The sequence below is a fragment of the Streptomyces violens genome (genome assembly GCF_000717745.1).
In the GTDB taxonomy this organism is placed as follows: Bacteria; Actinomycetota; Actinomycetes; order Streptomycetales; family Streptomycetaceae; genus Streptomyces; species Streptomyces violens.
In genome coordinates, this window is record NZ_JOBH01000008.1 from 160422 (window position 1) to 183493 (window position 23072).

Genomic DNA, 23072 nt, shown 5'->3' on the forward strand with positions numbered 1-23072 from the left:
GGCACATCGGCTCTTGTTTCATTGTTCGCCTAGTGAAATCCTATTCACCGAGCGAGTGGCATGAGTGTCGGGCCGCACTCGGCGGCTGTCAATGGGTGGAGCGCGGGAAGGGAAGAACCGATGGGAACCGTGCGGGACGCGACGTACGAGCTGCTCCGGGCGCACGGCCTGACGACCGTCTTCGGCAACCCGGGCTCGAACGAGCTGCCGTTCCTCGCCGGGCTGCCGACGGACTTCCGTTACGTCCTCGGGCTGCACGAGGGGGCGGTGCTGGCGATGGCCGACGGGTACGCGCAGGCACGCGGCGGCGCCGCGTTCGTGAATCTGCACGCGGCTGCCGGCACCGGCAATGCGATGGGCATGCTCGCCAACTCCGTGTACGCACGCAGCCCGTTGGTGATCACCGCGGGCCAGCAGGTGCGCTCGACGGTCGGCCAGGAAGTCATGCTGGCGAACGTGGACGCGCCCTCGCTGCCGAAGCCGCTGGTCAAGTGGGCGTGCGAGCCGGCCTGCGCGGCGGACGTGCCGCGTGCGCTCAGTCAGGCGATCCATCTGGCCAACCTGCCCGCCAGGGGGCCGGTGTACGTCTCGGTGCCGTACGACGACTGGGCGCAGGAAGCGCCGGAGAGTGTCCGGCATCTGACGGTGCGTCGGACAGCCGCGGCCGGTTCGCTGAGCGGGGCGCAGCTCGACGACCTCGTCGCGGCCCTGGACGCGGCCGAGAACCCGGTGCTGGTCCTGGGCCCCGAGGTCGACGCCGAAGAGGCCAATGCCGATGCCGTACGGCTGGTGGAGAAGCTGAGCGCGCCGGTGTGGATCGCGCCCTCGGCGTCCCGCTGCCCGTTCCCGACCCGGCACCCCGCCTTTCGGGGTGTACTGCCCGCCGCCGTGCGGGGCGTGAGTGACGCGCTGGCCGGGCACGACGTGATCCTGGTCGCCGGGGCTCCGGTGTTCCGGTACCACCAGTTCGTGCCCGGTGCGTATCTGCCCGAGGGCGCGCGGCTGATCCACCTCACCAGCGACCCGGGCGAGGCCGCGCGGGCGCCGATGGGCGAGGCGCTGGTCGGCGGGGTGCGGGACGCGCTGGCGCGAGTGGCGGACGCGGTGACCGGCGGGCGGCGCCCGGCGCTGCCACCGCTGCCGGACTTCCGCACCCCGCCCGCTGCGGCGTCCGGCGACCGGCTGCATCCGGAGGAGCTGTTCGCGCTGCTGCGCAGGACCGCGCCCCAGGACACGGTGTACGTGAAGGAGTCCACCTCCACGACCGGCGCGTTCTGGGAGCAGATGGGCCTGTCGCTGCCGGGCAGTTACTTCTTCCCGGCCTCCGGCGGACTGGGCTTCGGCCTGCCCGCCGCCGTCGGCGCGCAACTGGCGCACACCGAGCGGCAGGTGATCGGGCTGATCGGCGACGGGTCGGCGAACTACGGCATCACGGCGCTGTGGACGGCCGCCCGGTACGGCATTCCGGTGATCATCGTGATCCTCAACAACGGTACGTACGGCGCGCTGCGCTGGTTCTCCAAGGTGCTGGACTCCGGGGAGACGCCGGGCATGGACGTGCCCGGCATCGACTTCGTCCAGCTCGCCGGGGGTTACGGGGTCCCGGCGAGCGCCGTGCGGACCGGCGAGGACTTCGTGCGCGCCCTGAAGGACGCGCTCGGCAGCGGCCGGCCCGCCGTCATCGAGGTGGCGACCGAACTCACGGAGCCGTAGCCGGGACCACTTCCCCTCCCTTCTTCCGAGTCGCCAGCGCCTCCATGCGGGTGATCAGCGGCGGGAGGAAGGGCGAGCCCGCCGTCGCCGCGCCGGCCGCGCCCAGGGCGATCGTCCAGGCGACCGGCCCGAGCGGGGTGCAGCCGAAGAAGTGGCTGAGGCCCGGGGTCTGGACGACGGCCGCGAGGGCCGCCATCGAGCCGACGGCGGAGGCCACGACGGACCGGTCCCGGCCGCCGATCAGCAGCGTCTGGCCGAGCTGAGTGGCGACCAGCGCGGCGAGCGCGACCGTACGGGCGCGGGCCGGGCGGCCGGTGAGGCGCGCCGCGAGCCAGCCGGCGGCGGCGCCGGCCGCCGTGGCGAGCGCCCGCTGCGCGGTCTCGTCGGTCAGCGCGGTACCCAGTGACGCCTCCGGGCCCTCGCGGAGCAGCCGGTCGGCGGCTTCGGGGTGCGGCCGGCGGACGGCGAGGGCGATGGCCGGGAGCAGGTCGGTGAAGAGGTTGACCAGCAGGAGTTGACGGGCCGTCAGGGGCGAGGTGCCGGAGACGGTGGCGCCGAGGACGGTGAAGGCGATCTCGCCGAGGTTGCCGCCGACCAGCATGGCGAGCGCCTCGCGCACCGAGGCCCACATGGCGCGGCCCTCGATGAGCACGGCGAGGATGGTCTCCAGCCGGTCGTCGGTGACCACCAGGTCGGCGGCCGCGCGCGCCGCCGGGGTGCCCCGGCCGCCGAGCGCGATGCCGACGTCGGCGATCCGGATGGCGGGCGCGTCGTTGGCGCCGTCGCCGGTCATGGCGACCGTACGGCCCAGCCGCTGGAAGGCCTGGACGACGCGTACCTTGTGCACCGGCGTGCTGCGGGCGACGACGCCGACGTTCGGCAGCGCCCTGTCCAGTGCCGCGTCGTCCATCCCGTCCAGTTCCGCGCCGGTGATGACGCGGCGGCCGTCGATGACGCCGAGTTCCTTGGCGATGGACTCGGCGGTCTGCGGATGGTCACCGGTGATCATGACGATGTGCACGCCGGCGTCGGCGAGCTCCTGCACGGAGCCCGCGGCGGTGCCGCGCACCTGGTCGGAGAAGGCGAGGAAGCCGAGGAAGCCGAGCTTGCCGACGGCTTCGTCGGTGAGCTTGCCCTCCACGGTCGGGTCCTTGCGGGTGCGACGCTCGGCGACCGCGAGGACGCGGTGTCCCTCGGCGGCCAGCTTTTCGCCCTCGGCCAGGATCTCGTCGAGGTCGGCGCGCTCCAGCTTGTGCCCCGCCCGGCTCGTACACCGCTGGATCACTTCTTCGGGCGCGCCCTTCACCGACAGCACCCACTCCTTGCCGCTGCGGCCCACCGCCGCGTGGAAGCCGCGGCTCGGCTCGAACGGCAGGAGTGCGGTGCGCTTCCAGCCGGGGGCCGAGCCGGTGCGATGTACTCCCGCCTCCTCGGCACCGGTGACCACCGCGCTGTCGGTGACATGGGCGAACGCCTGCTTGCGGCGCCGCCGGGGTGTGGCGCGCAGCCCGGCCGCCAGTACGTCCTGATGCTCGGAGCCCAGGCGTTCCAGCGCGAGGCTGCGGCCGGCCGCCGACACGGCGGTGAGGGCCATCTGCCCGTGGGTGAGGGTGCCGGTCTTGTCGAAGCAGAGCACGTCCGTGCGGCCGACCGCCTCGATGGTGCGGGGGTCGCGGACGAGTACGCCCTGCGCCGACAGCCGCCGCGCCGCGGCGAGTTGGGCGGCCGAGACCAGGAAGGGCAGCCCTTCGGGGACGCTGGCCACCGCGAGGCCGACGCCCGCGCCGACCGTCTCCCGGGCGGGGCGGCCGCGCAGCAGGCCGACGGTCATCAGGGTGGCGGCCGCGCCGAGCGCCACCGGCAGCGTGATGCGGGTGATCTGCGCGAGGCGGCGCTCCACGCCGACCGCGGCCGCCGCGCCCCGCCCGGCCTGCGCGCCACGGCCCGCTTCGGTGGCGGCGCCGGTCGCGACGACCACGGCGCGCGCCCGGCCGGCCGCCACGGTGGTCCCCTCGTACGCCATGGACGTACGGTCGGCCACGTCCGAGGCGAGCACGGGCGCGATGTCCTTGGCCACCGGCAGCGACTCGCCGGTCAGCGCCGACTCGTCCGCCTCCAGGCCGCGGGCGGTGAGCAGCCGGCAGTCGGCCGGTACGACGTCGCCGGCGGCCAGCGCTACCACGTCACCCGCGACGAGCTCTTCGGAGGGGAGCTGGCGCTCCTCGCCGTCGCGCAGCGCGTGGGCCATGACGGCCGAGCGGCGGTGCAGATCGGCCACGGCGCGGTCGGCCAAGTACCGCTGGACGCCGCCGATGCAGCCGGAGAGCAGGGTGACGCCGATGATGATGTACGCGTCGAGCAGCGCGCCGACGCCGGCCGACAGCGCGGCGCCGCCGAGGAGCACCGGGGTGAGCGGGTTGGCGGTCTCGGTGGCGACCGCCCGGACCAGCGAGGGCTGTTGGACTCCCTCTCCCGCCGTCCTGGTGCGGCTGCGGGCCTGACGGGTACTCAGGCCGTCCTCGGAGCCATCGGTCAGGTCCAGCACCGTTTCCGGGGTCATGGCGTGCCAGGGCTGCCGGGCCGCGATCGGGGCGCCGCTGGTGCGCAGCGCCTGCGCGGCCGCCCACACGCCCTGCACCATGCCCAGCGTGGCGGCCACGTTGACGGCGAGCAGGCTGCGCGCGGCCATCCCGCGCCTGCGGCGGCCCGCCAGCGTCGCCACCGCACCGACCACGGCCGCCGCCTGGGCCAGCCGTACGCCGCGCTGCGAGGCGGGCCGGGCGGCGCCGCACGCCGCGACCAGCACCGCCGCCTGCGCGAGATCGGCGCCCAGGTACAGATCGGCGCCCCAGGGGAGTACGCCGTCCCGGCCGGTGACGCCCGCGCCGACGTCGGCGGCGGCGAGCGCGGCCCGGTCCCGGGAGATCAGCAGCACGCCCCTGCCGTCGCGTTGCGCGTCGCGGACGGCGGCGGCGAGCCGGTCGCCGCCGGGCACCGTGCCGTGCGCGTCGGAGAGGGCGACGTGGTCCGCGTGTGCGCCCGCCGCCAGGACGGTGAGCCCGGACCGGCGGCCCGCGGTGACCAGCCCTTCGGCGGCCTCGTGCAGCTCGGGCACCACGGCGGCCAGCGCGCGGGAACGCCCCTCGTGGGTCAGCGCCAGTACGTGCTGCGCGCCGGCGCCGCGCAGCCGGGCCGCCGCGTCCGCCTCCTCACCGCTCCCCGGCTCCCCCAGCGGCGCCAGCGACCAGCCGTCCTCCTCGTGCGACGCCGTGGGGTGCCGCCCGTCGAAGAGCCGGTACGCGGTCGCGGCGAGGTCGCCGGTGGAGCGCTCCGGGTCCAGCGGGGCCAGGTCGGCCAGAAGGTGACCGCCGGTCAGCAGGGCATCGGTGTCCAGTACGACGGTGCCGACGCGGTCCAGCCGGCGCAGCGCGCCGTGGTCGGCGACGAGAGTGCCGCGCAGGGACAGGCCGCGGCCCAGGATGGCGGCGAACGCCTCGCGGGCCGCCCAGGGCGGTTTGGGCACGGTGGCCAGGGCCGCGCTCGCCGCGGGCGCCGGCCTGCGGGTGACCGCGAAGGTGCCCGCGAAGACGGTACCGGCCACCCACCCGGCCCGGCGCGCGTACCGCTCGACCGGGCCCTCCCGCAGCGGCACCTCGCGCGGCGTGCCGGGCACCGCGGCGGCGCGGGCGTGCTCCTCGCTCTCGGTGACGCGCGGCGCCGCGGCTTCCCAGGCGTCGCGGTGGGCGACGGTCTCGGCCAGCCGCAGGGTGTGCCGGACGGTGTCCACGCCGAGCCCGGTCAGGCCGCCGGCGCCGGCCTGGGCGAGCGCGCTCAGGCCGGCGAGCGCCACGTCCACGTTGGCGGCGCCCAGCACGGCCGTCGCCCTGCGGCGCAGCGCCGGCTGGGTGTCGACGATGGTGACCAGCGCGGAGAGGGCGACCGGCAGCGGGGTGCGCCGGGAGAGCCGGACGGCGGTGGCGACCGGGACGGCCGCCGCCTGCAGGGCGAGGGAGAGCGCGGCGCGCCGGATGTCGCTGGGCGTGAGGGGGTGTTCGGGCAGCGGGCCGGTCAGCCCGTGCTCCTCCTCCACCGCCTCGACCGCTTCGGTCAGCGCCTGCGCCGTTTCGACGAGCTCCGGGGAGCCCTCCAGGACGACCACCGCGTGCCCGAGCACGGCGTTGACCGCCGCCCACCGTACGGCGGGCAGTTCAGCGAGCCGCCGCTCGATGGCTGCGGTCACCGTTGCTGCCGTCGCCTCCTCGGCGTCCCGCAGTCCGCGCACCGCGATGTGCGCCTGTTCGCCGATGATGCGTGTACGTGGCCGCGCCTGCGAGCCAAGTGCGCTCACCGCGGTCCGCGCCACCGTGTGCACGATGCCGATCCCCGGAACATTCACCGTCCGCCACCCGCCTCCCGGCACCCGGCCCCCCGAAGCCGGTGCCCGCCCGCCTCGATCCGATGCCCCGACGCGTCGCCGGACGCGCCAGAATGGAGTACGCACAGCACACCGTACTCGGGCCAAACGAGGAGTTGGGATGCCCAGTACAGCTGAAAGCACGCGGAAAACCGCTGCGAAACGGACCGCCCCGCCGGACACCACCGAGGACACGCACGTCCACCGCAGTAAGCAGGGCCTGAGCGTGCACACCCTCGATGTCCGTGCCCCGCTGCACGTCCCCTACTTCACGCCGGGGGACGTGGTGAACAACGCACGGACGGCCGGTGACTGGCTGCCGCCACTGCCGCCTGCCAGGGAACTCCTGTACTACGGCGGGCTGGGCGCGCTGGCCGTCGCCGGGGCGCTGGAGTGGCCGGTGGCGCTGGCCGTCGGCGGCGCGACCGTCCTGTTGCGGCGCTCGGGGCGGCAGGAACCGGCCGAACAGCCGGAGTCGGAGCGCGCTGACGGCTCCGAGCAGGCCACCAAGAAGAAGGACTGACCGCGCGGAAGGGGAGGAGGCGAGCCGCCGGTAAAGCGGCACAGGGCCCGGTTCCGCGAGGGGCCGGGCCCGGCACCGCAGCACGGCGGAGGCGGTCCTCCGCCGGGTGCGTAGGCGGGGCTCGCTCAGAGCTTCCGGGTGTCGCGCGGTTCGACGTACGGCTCCTCGTCCCGGGGATGCCCGGCTTCCAGGGCGCGGCTCCGCTCCATTTCGGCGTTGAATTCCAGCCCGAGCAGGATGGCGAGGTTGGAGATCCACAGCCACACCAGGAAGATGATGATCCCGGCGAGGCTGCCGTAGGTCTTGTTGTAGCTGCCGAAGTTGGCGACGTAGAGGGCGAAGAGCGCCGAGACGACCAGCCAGAGCAGCACGGCGAGCAGGCTGCCGGGGGTGACCCAGCGGAACCTGCGCTTGACGTTGGGGGCCGCCCAGTACAGCAGCGCGATGATGAAGCTCACCAGGATCACCATCACGGGCCACTTGGCGATGTTCCACACCGTGATCGCGGTGCTGCCGAGCCCGATGACGTCCCCGGCCTTCTGCGCCAGCGAGCCGGTGAACACCACGGCCACGGAGATGACCGCGAGGAGGACGACCGTCACGAGGGTGATGAGGAAGCGGGTCGGCAGGATCTTCCACGCCGGCCGGCCCTCGCCGATGTCGTACACGGCGTTCGAGGCGCGCATGAAGGCCGCGATGTAGCCGGAGGCCGACCACAGGGCGACGATGATGCCGATGACCAGGGCGATGCCGGCCTTGCCCCCGCTGCCCTGCATCTGTTTGAGCATGTTGGTGATGACGTCACGGGCGGCGCCCGGCGCGAACTTGCCGACGTTGTCGATCATCGGCTGAAGCGTCCCGCTGCCCATCAGGCCCAGGATCGACACCAGGGCCAGCAGGGCCGGGAAGATCGCGAGCACGCCGTAGTACGTGAGGGCGGCGGCCAGGTCGGTGAGGTTGTCCTTCTTGAACTCCTTCGCGGTGCGCTTCAGCACCGCCGTCCACGACGCCTTGGGCAGATCGCCCGGGCCCTTGGGCGCCCGGTGGTGGCCACCGGCACCGGCCCTGCCGCCGGCGCCCGCGCCGGCTCCGGCCCCGGCGCCTGCACCGGCCCCGGCACTGGCGCCCCCACCGGCGCTCGCTCCGCCGCCGCCACCATCGTGGTTTTCGTCTCGCTGATGCCCTCGCATGGGTACAGCACCTTCCGAAGCGGGTGATCGGATACCCAGCCTCACCCGCCCGAACGGCACCCCGCCCGCCGGACTGGTCCGTATGGAGTGCCCCGGACCGCGCCCGTACCGCTCACGGCAGGATCGAGTCCACGTAACCGCCGTCGACCCGGACGGCACCGCCGGTGGTCGCCGACGCCTGCTCGGAACTCAGATAGACGACCATATGGGCGATCTCCTCCGGCTCGATCAGCCGCTGCAGGAGCGACTGCGGGCGGTGCTCCCGCATGAAGACGCGCTGCGCCTCGTCCCACGGCAGGTCGCGGTCCACCAGCTCGTACACGAAGTCCCGCACGCCGCCGGTGTGCGTCGGCCCGGCGATGACGGAGTTGACGGTGACGCCGGTGCCGGCCGCCTGCTTCGCGAAGCCGCGGCCCACGGCGAGCAGGGCGGTCTTCGACATGCCGTAGTGGATCATCTCGGCGGGGATCACCACCGCCGAGTCGCTGGCGATGTACTGGATGCGGCCCCAGCCGCGCCCGGTCATGCCGGGCAGGTATGTTCGGGTGAGCCGGACCGCGGCCAGCACGTTCACCTCGAAGTAGCGCCGCCACTCCGCGTCGCTGATCTCCAGGGGATCCTGTGCGCCGAAGATGCCGAGGTTGTTGACGAGAATGTCCACCTCCGGCAGCGCCTCCGCCAGCCCGGCGGTGCCCTCTTCGGTGGTCACATCGGCGGTCGCCGCGACGAATTCCCCGCCGGGCACCTCCTCCCCGAGCCGCGCCACGGCCTCCTCGACCCGCCCGGCGTTCCGCCCATTCACCCCGACCCGCGCCCCCGACCGCGCGAGCCCCGCGGCGATCGCCGCCCCGATCCCCTGCGTCGATCCGGTGACCAGCGCGGTCCGTCCTGACAGGTCGAGCTGCATGGGTGTGCTCCGTTTCCCGCCGCTTCCTGATCTGCCTGTGCCTTGCAGGCTGCCACGCTCCCCCCTCTCCCACCCATCACCGCACGAAAGGTGTCCGCCATGTCGTCCGTCCCCGCATCCCCCGACTCCGACCGTTTCCTCGTCCTCACCGGCGGCCCCGGCGCCGGGAAGAGCACGCTCATCGAGCGGCTGGCGGCGCTCGGGTACGCCCGGTCGGAGGAGGCGGGCCGGGGTGTGATCCGGGATCAGGTGGCCGTCGGCGGACGGGGGCTGCCCTGGGCCGACCGGGAGCTGTTCGCCGAGCTGATGCTGAGCTGGGAGCTGCGCTCGTACCGGCTCGCCGCGGCCTCCGGGGCTCCGCACGTCTTCTTCGACCGCGGCCTCCCCGACATCGTCGGCTACCTCCGGCTGGAGGGGCTCCCCGTACCCGCCCACGTGCACGCCGCCGCGCAGACGTACCGGTACCACCGCCGCGTGTGCGTCGCGCCCTTCTGGCCGGAGATCTACGCGGCGGACGCCGAGCGGAAGCAGTCGCCGGAGGAGGCGGAGCGGACGTACCGGGTGATGGTCGAGACGTATGCGGAGTACGGCTACGAGCCGGTCGAGCTGGAGCGCGCGCCGGTCGAGGAGCGGGTGCGGTCCGTGCTGCGGATGGTGGACGGGTTCGCGCCGGCCGAGTGAGGGACGGGCGGCCGCGGGAACCGGTACGGGGGCCGGTATCAGGAACCGGGGACGAGGCGTCGGATCGGAAGGAGTGACCGTATGGCCACCACCACGGGCGAGGTACGGGCAGGGCCGGATCCCCGCAGCATCCGGTTGCCGGGGATCGTGCTGGGCGTGGGCCTCGGCGGGTTCGTCGACGGCATTCTGCTGCACCAGCTCCTGCAGTGGCACCACATGCTGACCAGCACCAACACGGACCGGATCGGGGTGAAGTACTACTCGGCCCATACGGTGTCCGGGTTGCGGATGAACACCGTGTGGGACGGCATCTTCCATACCGTGTGCTGGCTCGCGGTGCTCATCGGGCTGGCCCTGCTGTACTCCCGGGTCACGCACGGGCGGCGGCGGGTGTGGGGCTCGCGGGTGCTGTGGGGCTGGGTCCTGGCGGGCTGGGGGCTGTTCAACCTCGTCGAGGGGGTGCTGGACCATCAGATCCTCGGCATCCACCACGTGCACGGAGGGCCGTACCAGGTCTGGTGGGACATCGGCTTCCTGGTGCTGGGGGCGCTGCTGCTCCTCGGGGGCTGGGCGCTCCAGCGCAGCGGCCGGGCCTTCGACCCTGGACGCGCTCCTGAACGGGGTGCCTGATGGGTGGTCATGAGCATCACACCGGGGGCGGGCATCCGCTGCCCGGCGGTCCGCTCCCGACGGTGGTGGCCGTGGGCCTGCTGGTCCTGCTCGCCGCCGCCTATCTGCTGCTCGTACAGCGGACCGCCCGGCGCCCGGCCGCGAAGGCCTGGAGCCCCTGGCGCACCGCGAGCTTTCTGGCGGGCTGCGCGCTGGCCGCCGGGGCGCTGCTGCCGCCGTTGGGGGCGTTCGCGCACGGGGACTTCCGCGGCCATATGGCCCAGCATCTGCTGATCGGGATGTACGCGCCGCTCGCGCTGGTCCTCGGTGCGCCGGTGACGCTGCTGCTGCGGACGCTGCCGCCGCGCCGCGCCCGGCGGCTGACCGGCCTGCTGCACAGCCGCCCGCTGCGGCTGGTGGCCCACCCGGTCACCGCGCTGCTGCTGAGCACCGGCTCGCTGGCCCTCCTGTACGGCACCCCGCTGTACGACGCGACCGCGGCGCGCCCCGCGCTGCACTGGCTCGTGCACGCGCACTTCCTGCTCTCGGGCTGCCTCTTCGCCTGGGTCGTGGCCGGGCCGGACCCCGCTCCGGCGCGGCCGGGCGTGCCGGCCCGGCTGGTCCTGCTGGGCGTGGCCGTTGCCCTCCATGCGACGTTCTCGCAGCTCCTGTACGGCGGCTTCCTCATCGGCGTGCACGCGCCGGTCGAGCAGGTGCGGGGCGGCGCGGAGCTCATGTACTACGGCGGCGACCTCGCCGAGCTGCTGCTGGCCGGCGCATTGGTCGCCACCTGGCGCCCGGCCCGCGGCGTGCGCCGCCCGGCCGCCGCACGGCTTAGCCCGACCGAGTCACTTTCCCCGCCCTAGCCGGGTCCCTTCGGTGCGCCCCGCCGCTCGCCGCCGCCGACTCAGGACGATGGTGCGGGTCCAGGCCCCGGCGTACGGCCCCGGAGTGACGGGGAGCGAGGAGACCAGCAGATGGCTGACCTGTACATCGATGGTGAGTGGACGGGGGCGGCGGCGGGCGGCCGGCGTGACGTGGTCAATCCGTTCGACGCCTCCGTGGTGACGACCGTCGACGACGCGGACGGTACGGACGTCGACCGGGCGGTGCGGGCCGCCCGGCGCGCGTTCGACGAGGGCGAGTGGGCGAACGCCGCGACCCGGAGCCGCGCCGACGTCCTGCACCGGGTGTACGAGCTGCTGCTGCGCGACCTGGAGGACATCGCCCGCACGGAGACGCGGGACACCGGCAAGACGATCGCGGAGTCCCGGCTCGACATCGAGGACATCGCGAACGCCTTCCGGTACTTCGCCGAGATCGCCGACAAGGACGGCGGGCGGGTGGTGGACGTCGGCCCGGACGTGCTGAGCCGGGTGGTGTACCAGCCGGTCGGGGTGTGCGCGCTGATCGCGCCGTGGAACTATCCGCTGCTCCAGGCGACCTGGAAGGTGGCACCGGCGCTCGCGGCGGGCAACACCTTCGTCCTGAAGCCGAGCGAGACGACTCCGCTGACGACGATCATCCTGTTCCGGCTGCTGGAGGAGGCGGGCACGCCGCCCGGAGTGGCGAACCTGGTCCTCGGCCCGGGCTCGACGGTCGGCGCCGCGATGACCCAGCACCCGGACGTGGACATGGTGTCCTTCACCGGCGGGCTGGCCACCGGCCGCACGATCATGGCGGGCGCCGCGGCCGACGTGAAGAACATCGCGCTGGAGCTGGGTGGCAAGAACCCCAATGTGATCTTCGAGGACTGCGACTTCGACGCGGCGGTGGATTACGCGCTGGATGCCTCCTTCCTGCACTCCGGGCAGGTGTGTTCGGCCGGGTCGCGGCTGCTCGTGCAGGAAGGGCTGTACGACCGGTTCGTCGAGGCGCTGGCCGATCGCGCGCGGCGCATCCGGCTCGGCAACGGCATGAACGAGGACACCGAGAGCGGGCCGCTCAGCTCCGCCGAGCACCGCGAGAAGGTGGAGGGCTATCTGGAGGTCGCCCGCAACGAGGGCGCGCGGCTGGTGTGCGGCGGGCGCCGCCCGGACGACCCCGAGCTCTCCCGCGGCTTCTTCGTGCTGCCGACGATCTACGCGGACTGCGACCGGTCGATGCGGATCGTGCAGGAGGAGGTGTTCGGCCCGGTGGTCACGGTCGAGCGGTTCCGGGACGAGGAGGACGCGGTGCGGCTCGCCAATGACACCAAGTACGGGCTGGCGGGCGCGGTGTGGACCAGTGACGCGAGCCGGGCGCAGCGGGTGGCGCAGCGGCTGCGGCACGGCACCGTCTGGATCAACGACTTCCATCCGTACGTGCCGCAGGCCGAGTGGGGCGGGTTTGGCCACTCCGGCGTCGGGCGCGAGCTCGGCCCGACCGGGCTGCGCGAGTACCAGGAGGCCAAGCACATCTACCAGAACCTCAAGCCGGCCCCGTCCGGCTGGTTCAAGGGCTGAGGCGCGGGCGTGGCGACCGGAGGGAGTGAGGAGCGGGGCATGGGCGACGGTACGGAGTTCGACTACGTCATTGTGGGCGGTGGGACGGCGGGTTGCGTGCTGGCGGCGCGGCTGACCGAGGATCCCGAGTGCCGGGTGTGCGTGGTCGAGGGCGGGCCCAGCGATGTGGGCGACGAGAAGATCCTGCGGCTGCGCAACTGGATCAATCTGCTGGACTCGGAGTACGACTACGGCTACACGACCGTGGAGCAGCCGCGCGGCAATTCGCACATCCTGCACTCGCGGGCGCGCGTGCTGGGCGGCTGTTCCTCGCACAACACCCTGATCAGCTTTCTGCCGCTGCCGGAGGACATGGACGAGTGGGCGGCGCTGGGCTGTACCGGCTGGGACGCGGCGACGGTGCTGCCGTACCGCGACCGGCTGCAGAACCGCATCGTCCCGGTGGCGGAGCAGGACCGCAATCCGATCGCGAAGGACTTCGTTACGGCCGCGGCGGCCGCGCTGGGCGTGCCGGTGGTCGAGGACTTCAATGCACGCCCGTTCGCGGACGGGGTGGGCTTCTTCTCGCTGGCGTACGAGGCGGAGGGCAACAAGCGGTCGTCTGCGTCGGTGGCGTACCTCCACCCGGTCCTGGACCGGCCGAACCTCACGTTGAAGCTGGAGACCTGGGCGTACGAGGTGGTGCCGGACGGGGACGGCCGGATGACGTGCGTACGCGTGCGGTCGGCGGGCGGCACGGAGACGACGCTGCGGGCGCAGCGGGAACTGCTGCTGTGCGCGGGCGCGATCGACACGCCGCGGCTGCTGATGCTGTCCGGCATCGGCCCGGCGGACCAGCTGCGCGGGCTGGGCATCAAGGTACGGGCGGATCTGCCGGGCGTGGGCGAGAACCTGCTCGACCACCCGGAGTCGGTGATCCTCTGGGAGACGGAGGGACCGCTGCCGCCCAACTCGGCGATGGATTCCGACGCCGGGCTGTTCCTGCGCCGCGACCCGGACGGCGGACCGCGCCCCGACCTGATGTTCCACTTCTACCAGGTGCCGTTCACCGTCAACACGGAGCGGCTGGGCTATCCGGCGCTGGAGCACGGCGTGTGCATGACGCCGAACGTGCCGCGGGCCCGCTCTGTGGGCCGGATGTGGCTGCGCAGCGCGGACCCGGCGGAGAAACCGGCGCTGGATTTCCAGTACTTCACCGATCCGGACGGGCACGACGAGAAGACGATCGTGGACGGGCTGAAGGTGGCGCGCGAGGTGGCGGCGACTCCTCCGCTGCGGGACTGGCTCAAGCGGGAGGTGGCGCCAGGCCCCGATGTCACCTCGGACGCGGCGCTGTCCGAGTACGGGCGCCGGGCCGCGCACACCGTGTACCACCCGGCGGGCACCTGCAAGATGGGCGGCGACGACGACCCCATGGCCGTCCTCGATCCCCAGCTCCGGGTGCGCGGACTGGACGGCATCCGCGTCGTGGACGCCTCCCTCTTCCCGACGATGCCGACGATCAACCCGATGGTGACGGTCCTGCTGGCGGCCGAACGGGCGGCGGACCTGCTCCGGGGCACGGGCGGAGGCGGTCGGTGATGACGACGGCGAACACCCCGGCCGACGGCGGGAGCGAGAGCGGCGACGGGTCCATCCCCGGCTCGGAATTCCGCAAGGACATGGGCCCGTGGGCGAACTTCGCACTCGGCTTCACCTACCTCTCCCCCGTCGTCAGCACCTACACCCTCTTCGCCACCGCGCTCGGCGAGGGCGGTCCGCCGATGGTGTGGGCGTTCGTGCTGGCCGGCTGCGGACAGTTCCTGGTCGCCCTGGTCTTCGGCGAGGTCGTGGCCCAGTTCCCCATCGCGGGCGGGGTCTACCCGTGGGCCCGGCACCTGTGGGGCAAGCGCTGGGCGTGGATGACCGGCTGGGTCTACATGTGGGCGCTGCTGGTCACGATCACATCCGTGGCGTACGGAGCGGGCCCGTACATCGCCATCCTCATCGGCTTCAAGCCAACGGTCCACACCACCGTCCTGTGCACGGTGGTCCTCATCATCGTCGCCGTGCTCATCAACTACGCCGGTACGAGGGCGCTTTCGGCGGCGGCCGTGATCGGGTTCGGCGCGGAGCTGATCGGCGCGCTGATCGTCGGCATCTACCTGCTGGCCACCCACCGCGAGCACAACCTCGGCGTCATCTTCGACACGTACAACACCGAGGGCGACGGCAGCTATCTGCCGGTGTTCCTGGCGGCCGCGATCATCGGCTTCTACCAGTACTACGGCTTCGAGGCGTGCGGGGACACCGCCGAGGAGGTCGCGCATCCGGGCCGGGTGATTCCGAAGGCGATGCGCCGCACGATCTACGTGGGCGGCGCGGCGGCCACCTTCACCTGTCTTTCCCTCCTGCTCTCCGTCACCGACTACCGCGCGGTGATCTCCGGCAAGGACACCGACCCGGTGGTGAACCTGCTGTACGACGTGCTGGGCGAGGTCGGGGCCCGGCTGGTGATGGCCGTGGTCCTCATCTCCTTCCTCTCCTGCACGATCAGCCTCCAGGCGGCGGCCGGCCGGCTGATCTACTCGTACGCGCGCGACCAGATGATCGTCGGACACCGGCTGCTGCGGAAGTTCGCGCACGCCAGGGCGGTGCCGGGCTGGGCCCTCTTCGTGTCGGCCGTCATCCCGACGATCATCGCCTTCGGCTCCCTGGTGTCGGAGGACGCGCTCACCAAGATCGTGTCGTTCGCGATCCTGGGCATCTACGCCTCGTTCCAGATGGTGGTACTGGCCGCACTGCGCGCCCGGCTGAAGGGCTGGAAGCCGAGCGGCGAGTACCGGCTCGGCCGCTGGGGCCTGGTGGTGAACGCCGGGGCGCTGGCGTACGGCATCTTCGCCATCGTCAACATCTGCTGGGCTCGCACGCCCGAGGCCGCCTGGTACGACAACTACATCGTGCTGCTGTGCGGCGGCGTCGTCGTCCTGGTGGGCCTGGTCTACATGTTCACCACGCACCATTACGGGCGCAGCGACGCACCGTGCGGGGACGCGATCCCGGAGTCGCGGCGCTGAGAGGCGGGCGGCCGGCTGTCACCCGGAGGGCGGCGTAGGCGGCGCCCGTCAGCACCGCCGCCGTGGCCAGGCGGCGGCCCGCCGTGCGGCGGCCGCCGGCCCAGCCGCCGCGGACGGCGCCGCCCGGCAGCGGGTGCGGCACGCTGCCCACCGTGTCCGGGGCCGTTTCGGTGCGGGACAGGTGTGCGCGGTTCATCTGGTACGCCAGGGCCTTCTCCATCAGGCGCGGCGCGAGTTTCGTCTGGAGGGCCAGGAATGCGGCGGCGGGGCCGACGTACGCCTCGCGGCGCGGCGAGCGGGCCAGCCGGAGCGCCTTCCGGGCCGCCCGTTCGGGGGTGTAGACGGGGGCCATCGGGAGGACCTTGCGGCCCGAGTAGTTGGCGGCGCTCTCGAAGAACGGGGTGTCCATGGTGGCGGGCAGCATCGTGCAGACGTGCACGTCACGGTGGCCCTCCAGCCACAGTTCCTGGCGCAGGCTGGTGCCCAGCGCGCGGACGGCGGCCTTGGCCAGCGCGTAGGGCGCGTTGTACGGGACCGGCGAGACGCCGACGACCGAGGAGACGTTGATCAGGGTGCCGCTGCCCTGGCGGCGCATCGCGGTGAGCGCGGCGCGGGCTCCGTACACATAGCCCATGACGTCGGTGTCGATCACCTTGCGGCAGACGTCCGCCGGGATGTCGTCGAGCGCGCCGAAGGCGGCGACGGCGGCGTTGTTGATCCAGACGTCGATCCGGCCGAAGGACGCGACAGCCTCCTCGGCGAGCCGGTCCACGGCGGCCGCGTCGGTCACCTCGGTGGGGACGGGGAGCGCGCGCCCGGCGCCGCGCCGGCGGCAGCGGCGGGCGACCTCGTTCAGCTCCTCGGCGCGCCGCGCGGCCAGTACGACGTGCCAGCCGCGGGCCGCGAACGCCTCGGCGCACGCCCGCCCGACGCCGCTCGACGCGCCGGTGATCACCACGACACCGCCCTCGCCCTGGGTCTTCATGGCCGCCTCCTCCATATGTACGGCCGCGGACCGGGCCGTGGTGGCTGTCGCGCCACACGTACCCGGACGGGCATAATGCACACATATCGGATCATCCACCGACCACCCTCCGTCACCTCGTATGGAGTGCGCCATGGCCGTTCGGCACCAGCTCATCGCCCGGAAGCCGGCCGCCGTTTGGGCGGTCCTGGAGGACTGCACCCAGTACGGCGACTGGGTGGTCGGCCCCTCGCACTCCGACCCGCAGGACGGCCACTGGCCGGACGTCGGCTCCTCCATCTGCTACACGCTGCGGCTGGGCAGCCGGGAGATGGCAGGCCGTACCGTCGTCCGGCGCCACGAGCCGCCGCGGTGGCTGGAGCTGGAGGCGTACTGCGATCCGCTCGGCTCGGCCCGGATCGCGCTGGACATCCGGCCCTGGGGCGAGGAGACGCTGGTCATCCTGGATGAGCACCCGCTGCGCGGCTACGGCGGGCTGCTCCACAACTTCGCCTTCGACGCCCTCCTCCAACTGCGCCACCGCAACATGCTCAAGCGCCTCGCGAAGGTGGTCGAGGAGCTGCCCCGGGACGCGGAGGCCGGGGCCGGGCGGGCGATGGGGCGGTGACATGCCCGACGCGGTGGTGATCGGCGCGGGGCCCAACGGCCTGGTGGCCGCCAACCTCCTCGCCGACGCGGGCTGGAGCGTCACGGTACTGGAGGCGCAGCCCGAGCCCGGCGGCGCCGTCCGCAGCGACCGGGGCGTCCACCCGGACTACATCAGCGACGTCTTCAGCGCGTTCTACCCGCTCGCGGCCGCCTCGCCGGTCGTGCGCGGGCTGGAGCTGTACCGGTCCGGGCTGCGCTGGAGCCACGCGCCGCACGTCCTCGCGCACCCGCTGACCGACGGCCGGTGCGCGGTGCTGGCCCGCGACCGGGCGGCGACCGCGGCCGGACTGGCGGGCTTCGCGGCAGGGGACGGCGAGGCGTGGGAACACCTGTGCCGCATCTGGGACCGGCTCGGCGAGGACATCATGCGGGCGCTGTTCACGCCGTTCCCGCCGGTGCGCGCCGGGGCCCGGCTGGCGGCCCGGCTGCGCGGCGCCGGCGGGCTGCGGCTGGCCCGCAGCCTGGTACTGCCGGTACGCCGGCTGGGTGAGGAGGAGTTCGCGGGCGACGGCGGCCGGCTGCTGCTGGCGGGCAACGCGCTCCACGCGGACCTGGCTCCGGAGGCGGCGGGCAGCGGTGGATACGGCTGGCTGCTGGCCATGCTCGGGCAGGCGGTCGGCTTCCCGGTGCCGGTCGGCGGCTCGGGCGCGCTGACCGAAGCGCTGGTCACCCGGCTGACGGAACGCGGCGTCGCCGTGCGCTGCGGGGAGCGGGTCACCGAGGTCGTCGTGCGGCACGGCCGCGCCGTGGGGGTGCGGACGGTGGGCGGCGAAACGGTGCCGGCCGGCCGGGCGGTACTGGCGGACGTGCCGGCACCGGACCTGTACCGGGAACTGGTCGGCGCCGGGCACCTGCCGGCGCGGATCTTCGACGATCTGCGCCGCTTCCAGTGGGACTTCGCGACGTTCAAGGTCGACTGGGCGCTGGACGGCCCGGTGCCGTGGACCGCGCCGCAGGCCGCCCGCGCCGGCACGGTCCATCTCGCCGACGGCGTCGACGAGTTGACCCGGTTCGCCGCGCAGATCGCGATGGGGCTGGTGCCCGACCGGCCGTTCGCGCTGTTCGGCCAGATGACGACGGCGGACGCCACCCGCTCGCCGGCCGGCACGGAGTCGGCGTGGGCGTACACCCATGTGCCGCAGACCGTGCAGGGGGACGCGGGGCCCGACGATCTGACGGGGCGTTGGGGGCCGGGCGAGCAGGAGGCGATGGCCGACCGTATCGAGGAGCAGGTGGAGCGGTTCGCGCCCGGCTTCCGCGGCCGTGTCCGGGCCCGGCGCATCCTCGCGCCGCCCACCCTGCAGGCCATGAACGGCAGTCTGCACGGCGGCGCGCTCAACGGCGGCACCGCCAACATGCACCAGCAGCTCGTCTTCCGGCCACTGCCCGGCACGGGCCGCCCGGAGACACCGGTGTCCGGCCTCTACCTCGCCTCGGCGTCCGCCCACCCCGGCGGCGGGGTGCACGGCGCGCCCGGCGCGAACGCGGCACGCGCCGCCCTCCGCGCGGGCGGCCCGGCCCGCTTCCTCGCCACGGCGCAGGGCGCGCTCGCCAGGCGGGGACGCGGGGGCGAGAAGGACCGTACGTAAGGCGTTCCAGGATTCGGCCACCGTTCGTCCCGCCGAACTTCCCTTGCTGCAGGGGTCTTGTCGTGACGTGCGGCGCGGGCCTAGTGTCGCCAGCCGGTAAGCGCTTTCTATCCGAGGGAGCTGTCCCGGCATGCCCGTTGCCGAACCGCCCGCCCAGCCATCCACCACCCGCACCACCCCCATCTCCCCCGTCCGCGCCGCAGTCGTCGGCACCGGCGGCATCGTCACCGGCAGCCACCTGCCGGCCCTGCGCGAACTGCACGGCCGCGTACGGCTGGTGGCCGCCGTCGACACCGATCCCGCACGGCTCACCGCCTTCCGCGACCAGGCGGGCGACGAGGTGCACGGCTACGGCGATCTCGACGAGATGCTCGCCGCCGAGCGCCCGGACCTCGTCCTCCTCGGCACCCCGCCCGCCCTGCACGCCGAGCAGGCAACGGCCGCGCTGCGGGCGGGTGCCTGGGTGCTCTGCGAGAAGCCGCTGTGCCTCTCCCTCGCCGAGTACGACGCGATCGCGGCGGCCGAGGGCGACGAGAGCGCGGCGGGCGGCCCGTACGCCTCCGTCGTCTTCCAGCACCGGTACGGATCGGGCGCGGTGCACGCGCGCGAGCTGCTGCGCTCCGGGGAGCTGGGGCGGCCGCTGGTCGCGCACTGCCAGACCACCTGGTACCGGGACCGCGCGTACTACTCCGTCCCCTGGCGCGGCCGCTGGGCCACCGAGGGCGGCGGACCGACCATGGGCCACGGCATCCACCAGATGGATCTGCTGCTGCATCTGCTCGGCGACTGGACCGAGGTACGGGCGATGGCGGGCCGGCTGGTGCACGACGTGGAGAGCGAGGACGTCTCCACCGCGCTCGTCCGGTTCGCCGACGGCACCATGGCCACCGTCGTGAACAGCGTGCTCAGCCCCGACGAGGTGAGCCGCATCCGCATCGACTGCGCGGACGCCACGGTCGAACTGACGCATCTGTACGGGCACTCCAACGACGACTGGGCCTACACCCCGGCCGTGCACGCCCGCGACGACGAGCGGCGCACCACCCACTGGCGCACCCCGGCCGCCGACATCCCCAGCTCGCACGCCGCGCAGCTCGACGGCTTCCTGGACGCCATGGAGAAGGGCGTCCGCCCGCCCGGCAGCGGCACGGAGGCGCGCCGCACGCTGGAATTCCTCGCCGCGCTCTACAAGTCGGCGTTCACCGGGCGGCCGGTCGGCGCGGGCGAGATCGGTCCGGACGACCCGTACTACCACGCCATGCACGGCAACCACCCCGACTGGGCACCGAAGGAGCAGTGACCGCTGCGATGAGCGCACCGACGCCGATCACCGTCACCCACACCCACGGCGAGCGCATCCGGGTCGCCGCCGGCGGCACCGAGCTGCTGTCCTACGTGTACGCGCCCGACCCGGTGGCCTTCGAGGCGCGCAAGCCGTACGTGCACCCGCTGCGCACCCTCGCGGGGCACACGGTCAGCGGCTACCGGCCCAACGACCACCGCTGGCACAAGGGTCTGCAGATGACCGCGAGCCATCTTTCGGGCCAGAACTTCTGGGGCGGCAACTCCTATGTGCACGGGGAGGGTTACCTCCCGCTCCACGAGCGGATCGGCTCCATGCGGCACGACGGTTTCGACACCTTCGAGGCCGCCGAGGACCGGCTGGACTTCACCGAATTGCTCACCTGGGTCGAGAACGGCGGCCAGGAGTGGGCGCGCGAGCGTCGCACGGTCGCGGTGCACTCGGTGGACGCGGAGGCCGGCGCGTACGCGCTGGACTGGTCGATCCAGCTGACCAACGTCCGGGACGAGGCACTGCGCTTCGGTTCGCCGACGACTGCGGGGCGGGAGATGGCGGGCTACACCGGGCTGCAGTGGCGCGGCCCCCGGGCCTTCACCGGTGCGCAGGTGCTGACCCCGGCCGGCCCGAGCACCGACCAGGAGACGATGGGCAAGCCCGCCGCCGAGCACCCGTGGATCGCGGTCGTCGGCGAGCACGACGACGTGGACGGGCACGCCACCCTTGCCTTCGCGCACACCCCGGAGAACGCCGACGCCGTCCATGCCTCGCACTGGTTCGTACGCTCCGAGCCGATCCCGTCCGTCGCGTTCTCCTGGGCGTTCTTCGAGGAGTTCGCGCTGGAACCGGGCGAGTCCTTCGCGTACCGCTACCGAGTGCTGGTCGCCGATGGTGCGTGGGAGCCGCACCGCATCGAAGCCCATCTGAAGTCGCTGGCCTGGTGACGGACGGACCGAGGGACTGAAGAAGGGAGCCGGTCATGGTCATGGACGCGCCGCTGCCGGGCGGTATCGGACTGTCGCACCTCAGCGCCTATGAGTGGGAGGCCGCCGACGGCGTGTGCGGGGGCAGCCCGCATCTGCACCTCGCCTGCACGGAGGCATACGTCGTCACCGGGGGCCGGGGCGCCGTACAGACGCTGAGCGTCGCGGACGGCTACCGCGAGACGCCGCTGGAGCCGGGCGTGATCGCCTGGTTCACGCCGGGGACCGTGCACCGCATGGTCAACGGCGACGGGCTGCGGGTGACGGTACTGATGCAGAACGGCGGGCTGCCGGAGGCCGGGGACGCGGTCTTCACCTTCCCGCCCGAGGTACTGGCCGATCCGGCGGCGTACGCCGCTGCCGCCGCGCTGCCCGCGAAGGAGGGGCCCGAGGCGGAGGCCGGTGCGCGCAAGCGCCGGGACCTCGCCGTCGAGGGGTACCAGACGCTGCGTACCGCCCTGGCGGACGGCGACGACGGGCCGCTGCGCGCCTTCCACGAGGCGGCCGCCCGGCTCGTCGCGCCCAAGGTCGAGGGATGGAAGGTGCGCTGGCGCGAAGGCGCGCTGGCCGCCGCCGAGCGGACGGGGCAGCAGCTCACCGCGCTCGCCGGGGGCGACGCCGCGCATCTGGCCGAGGGCGGCGTCCGGTCCGCGCGGCCGACCCGGCACGGCGGGTACGGCATGTGCGGCCGCCGCGAAGAGTACGAACTGCCCGGCACGACGCTTCCGTACTACGGGGAGTGAGCCGTGCGACGTCTCAGAACTCTCGCGGCCGTGGCGCTCACCCTCTCCCTGGCCCTCGCGGGCTGCGGGGACGGTGAGGCCTCCACCGCCGCCGGCGGCAAGGTCACGCTCCGTTTCACCTGGTGGGGCAACGCGGACCGGGCAGCCCGCACCGAGAAGGCCGTCGCCGCCTTCGAGAAGGCGAACCCCGGCATCGACATCCAGACCTCGTACTCCACGTACGAGTCGTACAAGCAGAAGCTGGCCACCCAGGCGGCGGGCGGCGACGTCCCCGACCTCATCCAGCTCGACTACCGGCAGATCAGCCAGTACGCGGGCTCGGATGTACTGCTCGACCTGGGGACTCAACGCAAGGCGCTGCCCACGAACGACATGGACTCCGGGCTGCTGAAGACCGGGCAGGTGGACGGCGTGCAGTACGCGCTGCCGATGGGCGTTGGCACACAGGCCCTCGCGTACGACAAGGAGGCGTGGCGGAAGGCCGGGCTGCGGGCCCCGAAGGCGGGCTGGACCTGGGAGGACTGGGCGGACGCACTGCGGAAGCTGAAGGCCGCCGGGTACGAGCGGCCGATGACGGACCCGGGCTCGATGGAGGACTGGTTCGAGGTCTGGCTGCGCGGGCAGGGCAAGCGGCTGTACGGCGCTGACGGGCAGGCCGCCTTCAGCGCGGCCGACCTGGCCCGCTTCTGGACCTTCACCTCGAAGCTGCGCAAGGAGGGGCTGGTCAGCCGGGCCGAGGACACCACACAGATGGCGGGCTCGGTCGAGGACTCGCCGATGGGCCGCAAGCGGGCCGTCGCGGAGTTCAACTGGGACGCGCCGTCCGCCGGTTACGAGGCCGTGTACGGGGACCGGCTGGCGCTCGCGCCGATGCCGGCGGGCCCGGACGGCACCCCCGGTCAGTACTACAAGCCGTCGATGCTCCTCGGGGTCGCCGCCGACAGCGCGCACCCGCGCGAGGCGGCCCGCTTCCTCGACTTCCTGCTCAACTCCGACGCGGCCGCTGACATCCTCGGTGTGGACCGCGGCACCCCGGTCAACAGCCGGCAGCGGGACCGGGTCCTGCCGAAGGTGACCGGCTTCCAGCAGCAGGTCGCCGGCCTCCAGGAAGCCCTGGAGGGCAAGCTGAAGGACCCGCCGGCCGCGCCGCCGCGCGGTGACAACGGCCTGCAGTCGACCTTCCAGCGCGACTACGACCAGGTGGCCTTCGAGCAGGCGTCCCCGCGCGAGGTCGCCGAGGACTTCCTGACCGAGGCACGGACGGAGCTGAGGCCGTGAGCACGCGAA

Annotated in this window: 18 protein-coding genes; 14 read left to right on the forward strand and 4 right to left on the reverse strand. The window is 73.4% G+C overall.

Annotation, left to right across the window (positions count from 1 at the left end):
* The first annotated feature begins 120 nt into the window (after positions 1-120).
* Positions 121-1713, forward strand: a complete 1593-nt coding sequence (mdlC, locus tag IF04_RS0116905; RefSeq protein ID WP_030257488.1) for a benzoylformate decarboxylase — start codon at positions 121-123, stop codon at positions 1711-1713.
* Here mdlC and IF04_RS0116910 read toward each other — a convergent pair.
* On the reverse strand, positions 1700-6109 hold the full coding sequence (locus tag IF04_RS0116910; protein WP_051831312.1) for a cation-translocating P-type ATPase: 4410 nt from the start codon (positions 6107-6109) through the stop codon (positions 1700-1702). The two genes, mdlC and IF04_RS0116910, sit on opposite strands and share 14 nt — an antisense overlap.
* A gap of 139 nt (positions 6110-6248) precedes the next feature.
* On the opposite strand from IF04_RS0116910, the gene IF04_RS0116915 reads away from it, so the two are divergent.
* Positions 6249-6650 (forward strand): hypothetical protein, encoded by a 402-nt coding sequence (locus tag IF04_RS0116915; protein WP_030257490.1) that lies wholly within the window; start codon positions 6249-6251, stop codon positions 6648-6650.
* Between the two features lie 125 nt (positions 6651-6775).
* On the opposite strand, the gene IF04_RS0116920 is transcribed toward IF04_RS0116915, so the two are convergent.
* Together IF04_RS0116920 and IF04_RS0116925 are read right to left on the reverse strand one after the other, a co-directional pair.
* A complete protein-coding gene (locus tag IF04_RS0116920; protein WP_078600400.1) occupies positions 6776-7840 on the reverse strand; it encodes a YihY/virulence factor BrkB family protein in 1065 nt (354 codons plus the stop codon).
* A gap of 112 nt (positions 7841-7952) precedes the next feature.
* Positions 7953-8747, reverse strand: coding sequence for an SDR family NAD(P)-dependent oxidoreductase (locus tag IF04_RS0116925; protein WP_030257495.1), 795 nt, complete (start codon positions 8745-8747; stop codon positions 7953-7955).
* A gap of 99 nt (positions 8748-8846) precedes the next feature.
* Here IF04_RS0116925 and IF04_RS0116930 point away from each other — a divergent pair, with 99 nt between their 5' ends.
* The 6 genes from IF04_RS0116930 (at position 8847) to IF04_RS0116955 (ending at position 15537) form a co-directional block, all read left to right on the forward strand.
* Positions 8847-9428 carry an AAA family ATPase gene (locus IF04_RS0116930; RefSeq protein ID WP_106975623.1) on the forward strand — a complete coding sequence of 194 codons (582 nt, stop codon included), beginning with the start codon at positions 8847-8849 and terminating at the stop codon, positions 9426-9428.
* 81 nt (positions 9429-9509) lie between these two features.
* Positions 9510-10058: a DUF2243 domain-containing protein gene (locus IF04_RS0116935; protein WP_030257503.1), complete on the forward strand. Its 549-nt coding sequence runs from the start codon at positions 9510-9512 to the stop codon at positions 10056-10058.
* The gene (locus IF04_RS0116940; RefSeq protein WP_030257506.1) at positions 10058-10903 is read left to right on the forward strand and encodes a cytochrome c oxidase assembly protein; all 846 of its coding nucleotides are present in this window, start codon (positions 10058-10060) and stop codon (positions 10901-10903) included. Before IF04_RS0116935 ends, IF04_RS0116940 begins: the two co-directional genes overlap by 1 nt.
* Before the next feature lie 111 nt (positions 10904-11014).
* Positions 11015-12481, forward strand: coding sequence for an aldehyde dehydrogenase family protein (locus tag IF04_RS0116945; RefSeq protein ID WP_030257509.1), 1467 nt, complete (start codon positions 11015-11017; stop codon positions 12479-12481).
* 39 nt (positions 12482-12520) lie between these two features.
* Positions 12521-14062, forward strand: coding sequence for a GMC family oxidoreductase (locus IF04_RS0116950; RefSeq protein ID WP_030257512.1), 1542 nt, complete (start codon positions 12521-12523; stop codon positions 14060-14062).
* Positions 14062-15537, forward strand: coding sequence for an APC family permease (locus IF04_RS0116955; protein ID WP_030257516.1), 1476 nt, complete (start codon positions 14062-14064; stop codon positions 15535-15537). The genes IF04_RS0116950 and IF04_RS0116955 overlap by 1 nt, the downstream gene beginning before the upstream one ends.
* Here the strand turns inward: IF04_RS0116955 and IF04_RS0116960 are convergent.
* Positions 15470-16522, reverse strand: a complete 1053-nt coding sequence (locus IF04_RS0116960) for an SDR family oxidoreductase (protein ID WP_030257520.1) — start codon at positions 16520-16522, stop codon at positions 15470-15472. The genes IF04_RS0116955 and IF04_RS0116960 overlap by 68 nt on opposite strands.
* Positions 16523-16655: 133 nt before the next feature.
* Here IF04_RS0116960 and IF04_RS0116965 point away from each other — a divergent pair, with 133 nt between their 5' ends.
* The 6 genes from IF04_RS0116965 (at position 16656) to IF04_RS0116990 (ending at position 23063) form a co-directional block, all read left to right on the forward strand.
* Entirely contained in the window at positions 16656-17129 is a 474-nt protein-coding gene (locus tag IF04_RS0116965) for an SRPBCC family protein (protein WP_030257524.1), read from the forward strand.
* Between the two features lies 1 nt (position 17130).
* The gene (locus tag IF04_RS0116970) at positions 17131-18759 is read left to right on the forward strand and encodes a phytoene desaturase family protein (protein ID WP_030257527.1); all 1629 of its coding nucleotides are present in this window, start codon (positions 17131-17133) and stop codon (positions 18757-18759) included.
* A 130-nt stretch (positions 18760-18889) separates the two neighbouring features.
* Positions 18890-20059, forward strand: a complete 1170-nt coding sequence (locus tag IF04_RS0116975; RefSeq protein WP_078600402.1) for a Gfo/Idh/MocA family protein — start codon at positions 18890-18892, stop codon at positions 20057-20059.
* Positions 20060-20067: 8 nt separating this feature from the next.
* Positions 20068-21003: a DUF6807 domain-containing protein gene (locus tag IF04_RS0116980; RefSeq protein WP_030257533.1), complete on the forward strand. Its 936-nt coding sequence runs from the start codon at positions 20068-20070 to the stop codon at positions 21001-21003.
* A gap of 35 nt (positions 21004-21038) precedes the next feature.
* On the forward strand, positions 21039-21785 hold the full coding sequence (locus tag IF04_RS0116985; RefSeq protein ID WP_030257536.1) for a cupin domain-containing protein: 747 nt from the start codon (positions 21039-21041) through the stop codon (positions 21783-21785).
* A 3-nt stretch (positions 21786-21788) separates the two neighbouring features.
* Entirely contained in the window at positions 21789-23063 is a 1275-nt protein-coding gene (locus IF04_RS0116990; RefSeq protein WP_030257540.1) for an ABC transporter substrate-binding protein, read from the forward strand.
* Positions 23064-23072 lie beyond the last annotated feature (9 nt).